Below are 11,936 nucleotides of genomic sequence, written 5' to 3'. Positions count from 1 at the left end.
ATGAAAACAAAAATTTTGACCCTGCTTTTGGTTGGGGTATTTGCAACGAGTTGCGTACAGATCAAAAACGGCGAGGAAAATTTTGACCACGCTTTTGCACACACCGTTTACTTCTGGTTCAAGAATCCGGACAGTCATGCGGAGAGGACCAAGTTTGAAGCTTCGTTGCAGAAGTTTTTGGACAACTCCAAATACGCGAAGACCAATTTTATGGGCACTCCGCCCAAAGCGGTCAGGGATGTGGTGGACGATTCCTTTACCTATTCCCTTATCGTGACTTTTGAATCTGCAGAGGCCCAAGAAGCCTATCAGGAAGAGGAGGCTCATCTGATTTTTATTGAGGAGTGCAAAGACTTGTGGGAAAAGGTGATTGTGTATGATTCCGAAGGCGTGAGACCATGAACATTGAGGAGTTTCGCAACCTGTGCCTGAATAAAAAAGGGATTACCGAAGAATTTCCTTTTGATGAGAGCACATTGGTATTCAAGGTGATGGGCAAAATGTTTGCCTTGGTGGCCTTGGAACGTCTTCCGGCGCAGTGCAACCTAAAATGCGACCCGGAAAGGGCCATTGAACTTCGGGAAGAACACGATGGGGCCATTATTCCGGGCTACCACATGAGTAAAAAGCATTGGAATACCTTGTTTTTGGACAATCTTCCGCCACAGTTGATTAAAGAATTGTTGGACCATTCCTATGATTTGGTGGTGGCCAGTCTTACCAAAAAAATAAGACAGGAATTGGAGGATTTAGATTGATTTTTGAATGAGCAAAGTAAAACAGTTCTATACCCAACAACGGGATAAACATACTACCCATCTTCAACAAGTAAAAAAGCGATTGGGCCTTTTGGCTACTATCCGACTTTCTGTTTTTTTGGCCCTAGTGGTAGGCATCTATTTCTTTTGGGGGCAATCCGCTGTAGTTGGAATTTTTGTGTTTGGCACCACATTGTTTTTATATCTCGTGGCCCGGTTTGTCAACCTGAAAAGGGAAAAAGCCTATTTGGAACGGTTGGTGGCCCTCAATGAGACGGAATTGAAGGTGTTGGACCGTAAATTTCACCATTTGCCAGATGGAAAGGAGTTTTTACAACCCGAGCATCCCTACGCACAAGATTTGGATTTGTTCGGTAGGGGGTCTTTCTATCAGTATGGCAACCGAACCGTTTTGAAACAGGGGAGCGGCGTGCTGGCCCAACTGTTATTGGATGATAAACCCAAGGATATTCTCAAAAAACAGGAAGCCATCAAGGAATTGGCAAAGCTTCCTGAATGGAGGCAACATTTTTTGGCCTTGGCCGGGGAAACAAAGCCTAAAATTGACCCTAATGTGGTTTCCAAATGGATGAAAGACCACAAAACATTCACGTCAAAATGGGTTGGGATAGTGGCCCCGATCTTTGTACTGCTCTCCATTTTATGGATCATCTTGGCCTTCTTGGGAAAAGTGCCCGAAAGTTTGGTGCTGGTATGGTATTTTTTGGGATTGGGAATTGTGATGCGATACGCCAAGAAGATTCTAAGCTTTGCAACAAAGGTTTCGGAGGCACAGGAAACCATTCAGCAACATCAAAGGCTGATTTCCGAACTGGAAGGGCAACAATTTACTTCGGAACTTTTGCAGGAACTTCAAAAAAAGTTGGAGGTAGAAGGGGAGAAGACCTCCAAAATCGTAAAACGCTTCTACCAAGATATGATGATGTTGGAACAGCAGCAAAATTTGCTCATTGCAATGTTTGCGCAAGGCCTTGGTTTATGGAGTCTCTACTACACCTATAAGGTTGAAGCTTGGATAGAAAAATACGGCAAGGATATCGAGGATTGGTTTTCTGCCATTGCACAATTTGATGCGTATATCAGCCTTGGAAATTACGCCTTTAACCATCCCGACCACACCTATCCTGATCTGGTGGAAGGCGATACTGTTTTAACCGCCAAAGCTGTGGGACATCCGCTGGTAGACCCAAAAAAGAACGTACTTAACGATTTCGAAATAGGAAAAGGGCGTTTTTGTATCGTTACCGGAGCCAATATGGCGGGGAAGAGTACTTTTTTAAGAGCTGTTGCCTTGCAAATTGTTATGGCAAACATGGGGTTGCCCGTAAAAGGAAAAGAGGTAAAATATGCGCCCGTCCGTTTGTTGACGAGCATGCGTTCTTCGGATTCGTTGGCGGATGAAACCTCCTATTTTTATGCTGAGCTTAAGCGCTTAAAGTTTATTGTGGAAGAATTGGAGAAGGGGAATTGCTTTGTGGTGCTCGATGAAATTTTGAAAGGGACCAATAGTGTGGACAAGGCCGAAGGCTCCAAAAAGTTTGTGGAGCGTTTGGTTCGGATTGGAGCCACAGGTTTGGTCGCCACCCACGATTTAAGCCTTTGCACATTGTCCGACCAACTTTCACAAGTGGAAAACAAATATTTTGATGCTCAGATTGTAGATGGCGAACTCTACTTCGACTACAAGTTTAAAGAGGGTATTTGCCAAAATATGAATGCGTCTTTCCTGCTCAAAAATATGAGAATAGTGGATTAAAGTCCTTTTACCTGTACTTTGTGAAAAGAATCGGCCTGTAACCGGAGCAGTTCCTCTGCTTTTTCCTTTTTGTAGCGGTATAGTTCTTCCTCATTCTTGATATCGGCATAGATGCTTTCATTGATTTCACCATCCGTTGCCAACAGTAGCTTTCGGTGTTCCACTTTTTGGGTCACCCATGTGGCCACTACACTTTCCTGCTCCTCAAATTTGTAATCGTACTCGCCTCTTGGGGCCAATAATTTGGCAATGATAGGGGCCGTTTCAATCGCGAGGAACAACAGGAAAATAAAGAACGAGGGAAACCAAGGTAATTTGCCCAAGGCATTGATGCGGGCCATCAAACCATCAAAACCATCAATAATGGGTTGTGAATTGGAGACCGCTGTATTGTAATCGGTTTCCAAAGCCGCAATTTGGGCTTCTATATCTTCAATTTTGGAGGCATTGGTTTCCTTCAATGTGTTGAGTTCCGCCAAATAGGCATCGTGCTTTTCGCGTTTCTCTTGGTATACGGGGCCTTTGCCCAATAGACCGGTTCCTGCCGTACCTTCCGCTTCGGAAATGTAGGTGTCGTACAGTGCATTGGTTTCAGTTTCTTTCTGGACAATTTCGGATTTAAGGGCTGCTATCTCTTGTTGGAGTGCCTCTATTTTTGGAGTGTATTGAAGGGCCAATTGTTCCTTGTTGTTCAAGGTCATGGCGTTTTTTTCTTCCAACAACACTTGATTGATTTCTTTCTCAAAAATCTTCATCTCCAAAGGCTTCGAAATCACCACGGCAATGATAATCGCCAAAAGGATTCGTGGGGTGGCTTGGAGCAGTTCACTTTTGATATTGTCCCGCTTTTTTATGGTCGATACAATGTATCGGTCCAGGTTGAAAATCAACAGTCCCCAGATCAATCCGAAGAATAGGGAAGTGTAGATATTGTCAAAAACGGTGTAAAGAGCATACCCACTGGCGATGAATGCCATGACGGCGGTAAAGAATACGGTGGCGCCAATTCCGGCATATTTGTTTCGTTCCCCATTGGAACAAGTGGATAGAAGGTCTGTATCTGCCCCAGAGCAGAAAATAAAAAAACGTTGCAACATGATTGTGTTCTCTTTGATTGATAGAGTATTAGAACGCAATTTGTGGTAATTTGTTACATGAATAGCCGGGAAATTGAGCGTGAACCTCTGGTTGAGGTCATTTTAAAAACCTAATTTTACGCCTCTTAAACAAAATGAAATGGGTCTTTTTGAGGATTTGCAACAAAGAAGTGGGGGCGTATGTGAACTAAGTGGTGCTACCGATGACTTGGTTATTTATGAAGTTTCGCCCGTATCCACAGGAGGATTGGATGGTAGCATTTTGATAAGTGCCACATGCAAAAACCAAATAGAAAACCCGGAAACCACAGATGCCAACCATTGGCGCTGTTTGAACGACAGTATGTGGAGTGAGCATGATGCCGTAAAGGTGGTGGTATGGCGTATGCTGAACCGTTTAAAGTCCGAAGGATGGCCACAAGACCTTTTGGATATGATGTATCTGGAAGATGAGGTTTTGGAGTGGGCCAAAGCTACCGGTGAAGGTGAGGAAGAGAGTGAACATGTCATCCACCGAGATGTGAACGGGGTTGTTCTGGAAAACGGGGACAATGTGGTATTGGTGAAGGATCTAAAAGTAAAGGGTTCCAGCATGGTCGCCAAACAGGGAACCGCCGTAAGACGGATTTCCCTGGATCGCGATAATGCCGAATATATTGAAGGCAAAGTGGATGGTCAGCACATAGTGATCATCACCAAATATGTAAAGAAGCTCTAGGCGTTCATTTCTGTAAAGTACTTATAAAAGTAAGGGATGGTCTCAATTCCCTTTAGAAAATTCCAAACACCAAAATGTTCGTTGGGGGAGTGTATGGCATCACTGTCCAACCCAAACCCCAGCAAAATGGTCTTGCTTTCCAATACTTTTTCAAAAAGGGCCACAATGGGAATACTTCCACCGGTACGTTGGGGTACAGGGGTTTTTCCAAAAGTGGTTTCCATGGCCTTGGCGGCGGCTTGGTATCCTATGCTGTCTATCGGAGTCACATAAGCTTGACCGCCGTGGTGCGGTTTTACCTTTACCTTGACACTTTTTGGGGCAATGGATTCAAAATATTTGGTGAAGAGGTCTGTGATTTCATGCCAATCCTGATCAGGAACCAAGCGCATGGAGATTTTGGCGTAGGCTTTGCTGGCAATCACGGTTTTGGCCCCTTCTCCAGTGTAGCCACCCCAAATACCATTGACATCCAATGTAGGGCGAATGCCGAAACGTTCTGTGGTGGTATAGCCTTTTTCACCATGTACATCGCCAATATCCAAGGCTTTTTTATATTCTTCAAGGTCAAAAGGGGCTTTGGCCATCTCGGCACGCTCCTCATCGGAAATGATTTCAACCTTATCATAAAAACCTGGAATGGTGATGTGGTTGTTCTCGTCGTGTAAGGTGGCGATCATTTTGGCCAGTACATTAATGGGGTTGGGCGCTGCGCCTCCGTAAATGCCAGAATGTAGGTCGCGGTTGGCCCCGGTCACTTCCACTTCCACATAACTGAGTCCCCGAAGTCCTGTGGTAATGGAAGGAACATCATTGGCAATCATTCCCGTGTCGGAAATAAGAATAATGTCGTTCTTTAATTTCTCACGGTTTTTCTTTAGGAAATCACCCAAACTATCGCTGCCCACTTCTTCCTCACCTTCGATCATAAATTTGACATTGCAGGGCAATTGGTTGTTTTTGATCATGAACTCCACAGCCTTTACGTGCATAAAGAATTGTCCTTTGTCGTCGCAGGCACCTCTGGCAAAAATGGCGCCATCGGGGTGTAGTTTGGTGGGTTTGATCACCGGTTCAAATGGCGGGGAGTCCCAAAGGTCCATAGGGTCCGGTGGTTGTACATCGTAGTGTCCGTAAACCAATACAGTTGGCAGGTTGGGGTCTATCATTTTCTCGGCATAAACAACAGGATAACCTTTGGTCTCGCAGATTTCGGTATTTTCACAACCAGCAGCTATAAGTGATGACTCAACGGCTTTTGCGGTTGCCAGAACATCCTCGGCATAGGCCGGGTCGGCACTAATGGAAGGAAGTCGTAGCAGGTCGTTGAGCTCATTGATGAATCGGTCTTTGTGGGTATTGATGTAGGTATTGATTTGTTCCATATTTCATTTAAAAAGTGCCCTAAAAGTACAAAAAACAAGTTTTTGCATGTAGTCCATTTGCAAATCGGAAAATTGGGCTATATTTGCACTCCTTTCCGCGGGTGTGGTGGAATTGGTAGACACGCTAGACTTAGGATTTAACCAAGTATAGGTTCTTAAAATATTGTTAAAATGCGGGCGTGGTGGAATTGGTAGACACGTCAGACTTAGGATCTGATGCCGCAAGGTGTGGGGGTTCGAGTCCCTTCGCCCGCACGAAAAGCCGAGGAGAAATCTTCGGCTTTTTTATTTTAAATAGAGTGGTTTTTGTTGCTAAATTTCTCTTCAGGTACAACATAGGTACAACATTTTACTTTTTTTCTCTTCCCATTTTGATTAATGTTATATGCTTTCAATTGGTAGAAAATATTATTTTACTTATGCTCGAAATAATATTTTTTACTAGTTCTCTTCTTTATATCCGCGATATGAAATGTATTTATTTGTGCAATATCCCCGCAAGTTAAACTCGTAAAATATTTGCATCAAAAGACTACGGCATAAAGCCATCACTTCTGCCTTTACTAATTTATTCCGTTTCCTTTTGAGCCAAGATTTTATCTTCAGTTTGGTTTCTGCTCAAATATTGTTTAATCTAAAATTTGAGTATTATGACAACAAAAGCGAGTACCACAAGAATGCGTAGAAGTAAAACGACTACAGCGAACAAAGAAGTGAATGGAAAGAAAGTACAAACAATTCAAATCCAGAACCTGGACATTGGCAAAATCAAGCCAGACCCAGACCAGCCAAGAAAAACCTTTGATGAAAAATTGCTGAGCCAACTTTCAGAAAGCATCAAAGCGCACGGTGTATTACAGCCCATAACGGTAAGAAAATCTGGAAGGGATTTTATAATCGTAATGGGCGAACGTCGTTACAGAGCATGTATGCTGGCCAAAAAGAAAACTATTCCCTGTATCGTGAGAACCTATGAGAACAATGAGGTTCTCGAAGTTCAAATTATCGAAAACCTACAACGACAGGATGTTGAACCTACAGAAGAAGCTGATGCAATAGCCTATTTAAACGAGAAGTATTCCCCGTCAGAAATCGCGAAGCGTTTGGGAAGAACAGACAATTTTATTCGACAACGCTTAAAGCTTTCCGGATTGATTGATGGCTTCAAACACTTTGTTCGCAGCGGTGAAATGACCATTTCATTAGGTGTTGGCGTTGCGCTCTTTGAGCCAGAAGAGCAGCAGATGATGCTGGAAACGATGGGCGAAGAATTCAACGCACATCAGATAAACCGAATGATAAACAACCAGACCTACGATTTAGAAAAAGCACCTTTTGATGTTGCAGATAAAACCTTGGTTTTAAAATCTGGTACCTGTGTAGAATGTCCGTTCAATGCCGCAAATCAAGGGAATCTTTTTGGCGAAGGTAAAATGGTCTGCACCAAATCGGCTTGTTTTGAAACGAAAAAGTCCAAATCGTTCTTGAACCTCATTGAAAAATCCAAGAAAGAAAGCGTTCTGTTGATTCCTGGAATACGACAGTATTGGGCAGATGAAGAAAACAACCAACTGGTCATTTCCCAACTTGAAAGTAATGGATTGAAAGTCTATTTGCTGGATGATGTCGAAATCATAGAATGTCCTACTGAACCAACAATGGATGCCATAAAGGTTGAATACCAGCATTATGATTATTCCGAGGATGAACTGAAAGCAGAATTGGACGAAGCTATACAGAGCTATAAAGATGACCTGGAAATGTACAATTCAGCCAAGGACAACGGCTTCGTGAATGGTATCGTTTTCAATACTGAAACCTACCAACACAAAAATGCTTTCGTAAAAGTTATTGAGGAGACAGAGAACGATTCCACTGAATATTCTGCACCATTGGCCAACAGGAAAATGGCAGATTGTACACCCCAAGAACAAATCATCAAAATTAATGAGCGAGAAATCCGCAAAAAACAGATTGAGAACAACAAGCAGTTTGAAGAAGTGGTACAGATGATTCGTGAAACCGATTATATCAATACCAAGAAAGCACTGTCTGTGGATGAAATGGTCGCCTTTTCAATCTCACTTTTTGAAAACAATGTGGATTATATGGGTCGTCAGAAGTATTTTTCCAAACTGCTGACGGGTACTTCAAAGATGACAGAAGTGGAAACTGTTGAACATTTCAAGAAAAATTTCAAGAAAGATGTTTTTCATAAGCTAATACGGTACCTGCTTACAAAGCAAGTGCATTTTGGTGAAAGCAATCACGTTAATAACCTGACGAACATTTCATTCTATAATGCCATTCAGGGATACTTCAAATCGAAGATTGCAGTAATTGAAAAGGAATATACCGAAAAACGGGACAAGCGTGAAACACGTTTGAAAGAGCGTATCGCTGTTCTTGAAAAGAAAATTCAAGAATTAAACGATTAGCTTTTGCTCACATGAAAAACCAAAAAAGATTTTCAACTTTTATGATTTAAATGGGGTAGTTTACATTGTTTATTTTATGAAGGGTACACCTTGCGCATAACATTTTAAATTATTTGTTGCTAAATATGTATCTAAAGGAAATCGCGTCAATTGGTTTCAAATTGATAGTTTAAGTAAAGAAATGGGCAAATATTTTAATTTGTTTTTCCAAAAATTTTGTTAAATTACCAATCGAAAAAGTTACAATAATAGCATATGTTCATTATTGTGCTAGTTATAAATGTTTCGTTTTTCTAAATAAAAAACCAAATGAAAAAACTAATAATAATTTTCTTTCTCATTTTCTATGGAATTGGCAATTCTCAAATTAAACGGGACTATAACATTGGTATCCTTTTAGATAATAGAAACAAAAAAATCAATTCACTGCTTGAACGTTTAGAGGATGAAGTCAAAGCTGTTGTCGGTGAGGATGCTAACATTCATTTTTTAGAAAAAAATATTCTAGCTAATGAATTTAATTTCGAGCTGGCAGAATTGAATTATAAAAAAATCCTTGAAAATGAAACAGATATTATTTTAGTATTTGGCATTATCAACAATCAATTTATAAGCCAGATAGAGTCATTCATAAAACCTACAATTGTCTTTGGGGCGGTCAATAGCGATTTGTTAAATGTTGATTTAACAAACAAAACCTCTGGTATTAAAAACCTTGCGTATCTAGTTGAAAAAGAATCATACAGAGATGATTTGAAAATGTTGCATGAGATAAGTGGTTTCAGTAAAGTTGGAATTGCCTTGGACAAAGAGGTCGTTTCAACTCTTCCATTCGAAAAAATCTTCGATGATGCTTTGCGAGAATTAAAGTCTCAATACCAAATTATTCCCTTCACAACAATCGATGATATTACATCTAATTTAGACAATGTAGATGCTTTATACCTTGCTGGTGGGTTTTTTCTTTCCAATGAAGAAGTTGGTACCCTAGCACAGGTTTTAATAGATAAAAAAATACCTTCCTTTACATTGAATGACGTACAACAAGTTGAAGGTGGCTTAATGGCTACTTATCAAAATCAGGATAATTTCGATCAATTTTTTCGGAGAATCTCACTAACTATTGAAACTTATATAAATGGAACACCGTTGGAGGATATGCCAATTTATATTGATTTTACAAATCAGTTAAGTATTAATTTCGATACAGCTGATTTAATTGATGTCCCTATTAAATACAGCTTGATGGCTGATGCGCATTTTGTGGGAGGGTTTAAGAATCTATCATCAAAGGAAAAATACAATTTATTTGAACTTATAGATGAGGTGCTTGAAAACAATCTTTTCTTGCAATCAAATCAAAAGGAAATAGAATTAAGTCAGCAGGAGGTGAAAAAGGCAAAAAGTGATTATCTGCCTAATTTAACGATTGGAGGAATGGGTACTTACGTGGATCCCGACATGGCAGAAAATAGCTTTGGCCAAAACGCAGAGTATTCTACAACTGGAAATATCACTTTGAATCAAACAATTTTTTCTGCAAGAGCAAGTGCAAACATCGCTATTCAAAAAAAATTGCAGAAAGCCCAACAAGAAAACTTTAATGCGGCACAATTAGATGCCATTTTTAGTGCTTCAAGTAATTACTTTACAATTTTGATTTTAAATGCAAATAAGCAAATTCAAGTAAGCAATTTAGAACTCACTAAAAAGAATCTTCAGATAGCAGAACAAAACTATAATGCAGGGGAAGCAGGAAAGTCTGATATGTTGCGTTTTCAAAGTGAGATGGCGCAAAACAGATTAGAGTTGATTAAGGCAATAAATAGTTTAGAGGAAGGATTTGTCAATGTCAACCAGCTTTTAAACAATAATATTGGTGACAAAGTTGGAATTGAAGAAGTGGCCTTGAATGAAGGAGTCTTCCAAAAATACAATTATGAGCATTTTTCCAATTTCTTAGATAGCCCTAATATCAGGGAACATTTTATAGAATTTCTTGTTATAGAAGCAAAAAAAAATGCCCCCGAGCTTAAATCCATTAACTATAATATGGAAGCCATAGATAGAAGTATCAAGCTAAGTGGCTTAGGCCGCTTTTTGCCAACCGTAGGTTTGCAGGGGCAATTCAATAGAATCTTTAGCCGGAGCGGGGCAGGTAGTACACCAATTCAAGGTTTTTCTTTGTTAGACGAGAACTATAATGTAGGCGTAAATATTTCGGTTCCCATTTTTAACCAAAATAAAAATAATATTGATAAGCAAACAGCAACAATTCAAAAAGACCAACTACAAATCAATAGGGAAAATACTGAATTGGAAATTGCCGCCAATGTGAGAAAGGCAGTGTTAAATGTTATAAATGAAATGGCAAACATTAAGTTGTCAAAAGTATCAGAAGAAGCTGCAAAAGAGGCTCTAGAACTTACACAAACCGGATATTCAAGTGGTGCTGTCAATATAGTCCAATTAATCGATGCTCAAAATAATTATTTAAACGCACAATTGGCAAGAACGACTGCTGTATACAGTTTTTTAATTAGCTCTTTGCATTTGGAACGTTTTTTAGGTTATTATTTTATACTTAATTCAGACGATGACAATGAGAAATTTGAGCAGCGCTTTTTAGAATTTTTAAATAATAAGGAATAAAACATCATATTAAGATGAAATACACAATCTATACATTTTGGATTGCATTGTTTGCAATTGGACTCATTTCTTGTTCAGAAAAGAAACAAGAAACACAAAAGCCTGTGCGACCTGTAAAGTATCAGGAAATAGGCTATTCGGGAGGGGAGAAAATAAGGACGTTTAGTGGGACAGCTCAAACGGACAAAGTCATTAATTTAAGTTTTAGGAACAGTGGAATAATAACGTTGTTTGATATCAAGCTTGGGCAAAAAGTAAAAAAAGGACAATTAATTGCAAAGTTGGACAATGTGCAGTCTCGCTTAGCTTATGAGCAAGCATTAACACAATTGAATAGTGCAGAATCACAAATGAATACAGCAAAGTTAAGCCTGAACCGAATACGTTCATTGTATGAAAAAGGAAGTTCTTCTTTAAGTGATTTTGAATCCGCAAAAAATGCCTATAGAACAGCCCAAGAAAGCTATCAATCTGCACAAAGAGGTGTGGACATTCAGCGTGAACAAGTGCGTTTTGGGTTTCTATATGCACCATCAGATGGTGTGATTTCAGCAGTTAATGCCGAAATGGATGAAAATGTTGGCCCAGGTCAGACCATTGCAATCCTTAATGCAGGAGTGGATATGGAAATAGTCTTGGGAATACCTGAAAGTATAATTAACGGTGTAAAACAAGATATGGAAGTTCTTGTGAACTTTTCTTCTTTGCCAAGTAAAGTTTTTAAAGCCAAGGTGACAGAAATATCCCCTTCCGTTGATATAAATACAGCAACATACCCTATCCGTATTCGCTTAGTAAATACTAGTGAAGAAATAAAAAGTGGCATGGCGGCTAATGTAACTTTCGATTTTAAGGAGAGTGGTACATATGACAATATTTTAGTTGTGCCTGCAAATGCGGTTGGAGAAGATAGTAATGGACGATTTGTATTCTTGATTGTAGAACATGAAAATAGAACTATTGTCAAAAAACATCCAATAAAGATTGGCAACTTAAACACTGAGGGTTTTGAGATTGTTTCCGGATTAGAAGCGGGACAAAAAATTGCTACAGCAGGTTTACAAATATTATTAGACGGCCAAGAAGTGAAGTTGAAGTAATTAAAACCCGA

General features: G+C 39.8%; 9 protein-coding genes and 1 tRNA gene. 8 read left to right on the top strand and 2 right to left on the bottom strand.

Features of this window, described 5'->3' with window-relative positions; genetic code table 11:
* The 3 genes from EZV76_RS00170 to EZV76_RS00160 are packed head-to-tail and all read left to right on the top strand — an operon-like array spanning position 1 to position 2,535.
* The gene (locus tag EZV76_RS00170; RefSeq protein WP_136564586.1) at positions 1-402 is read left to right on the top strand and encodes a Dabb family protein; all 402 of its coding nucleotides are present in this window, start codon (positions 1-3) and stop codon (positions 400-402) included.
* Positions 399-758 (top strand): MmcQ/YjbR family DNA-binding protein, encoded by a 360-nt coding sequence (locus EZV76_RS00165; protein ID WP_136564585.1) that lies wholly within the window; start codon positions 399-401, stop codon positions 756-758. The genes EZV76_RS00170 and EZV76_RS00165 overlap by 4 nt, the downstream gene beginning before the upstream one ends.
* A 7-nt stretch (positions 759-765) precedes the next feature.
* Positions 766-2,535, top strand: a complete 1,770-nt coding sequence (locus EZV76_RS00160) for a MutS-related protein (RefSeq protein ID WP_136564584.1) — start codon at positions 766-768, stop codon at positions 2,533-2,535.
* On the opposite strand, the gene EZV76_RS00155 is transcribed toward EZV76_RS00160, so the two are convergent.
* Positions 2,532-3,632: a DUF4407 domain-containing protein gene (locus tag EZV76_RS00155; RefSeq protein WP_136564583.1), complete on the bottom strand. Its 1,101-nt coding sequence runs from the start codon at positions 3,630-3,632 to the stop codon at positions 2,532-2,534. The genes EZV76_RS00160 and EZV76_RS00155 overlap by 4 nt on opposite strands.
* 139 nt (positions 3,633-3,771) lie before the next feature.
* On the opposite strand from EZV76_RS00155, the gene EZV76_RS00150 reads away from it, so the two are divergent.
* Complete coding sequence (locus tag EZV76_RS00150) at positions 3,772-4,350, top strand: PhnA domain-containing protein (protein ID WP_136564582.1); 579 nt, start codon at positions 3,772-3,774, stop codon at positions 4,348-4,350.
* Here EZV76_RS00150 and EZV76_RS00145 read toward each other — a convergent pair.
* Positions 4,347-5,735 (bottom strand): dipeptidase, encoded by a 1,389-nt coding sequence (locus EZV76_RS00145; RefSeq protein ID WP_136564581.1) that lies wholly within the window; start codon positions 5,733-5,735, stop codon positions 4,347-4,349. The genes EZV76_RS00150 and EZV76_RS00145 overlap by 4 nt on opposite strands.
* Positions 5,736-5,908: 173 nt before the next feature.
* Between EZV76_RS00145 and EZV76_RS00140 the strand changes: the two genes are divergently transcribed.
* The 4 genes from EZV76_RS00140 to EZV76_RS00125 all read left to right on the top strand — a co-directional run bounded on the left by EZV76_RS00140 (position 5,909) and on the right by EZV76_RS00125 (position 11,925).
* Positions 5,909-5,990, top strand: a tRNA-Leu gene (locus EZV76_RS00140).
* Positions 5,991-6,385: 395 nt separating this feature from the next.
* Positions 6,386-8,173: a ParB/RepB/Spo0J family partition protein gene (locus EZV76_RS00135; RefSeq protein WP_136564580.1), complete on the top strand. Its 1,788-nt coding sequence runs from the start codon at positions 6,386-6,388 to the stop codon at positions 8,171-8,173.
* 309 nt (positions 8,174-8,482) lie between these two features.
* Complete coding sequence (locus tag EZV76_RS00130; RefSeq protein ID WP_136564579.1) at positions 8,483-10,825, top strand: TolC family protein; 2,343 nt, start codon at positions 8,483-8,485, stop codon at positions 10,823-10,825.
* Positions 10,826-10,839: 14 nt separating this feature from the next.
* Positions 10,840-11,925: an efflux RND transporter periplasmic adaptor subunit gene (locus tag EZV76_RS00125; protein WP_136564578.1), complete on the top strand. Its 1,086-nt coding sequence runs from the start codon at positions 10,840-10,842 to the stop codon at positions 11,923-11,925.
* Positions 11,926-11,936: the final 11 nt, after the last annotated feature.

The sequence above is a fragment of the Flagellimonas alvinocaridis genome (genome assembly GCF_004916895.1).
GTDB lineage: Bacteria > Bacteroidota > Bacteroidia > Flavobacteriales > Flavobacteriaceae > Flagellimonas > Flagellimonas alvinocaridis.
This window is presented reverse-complemented; position numbering and strand designations above follow the sequence as displayed.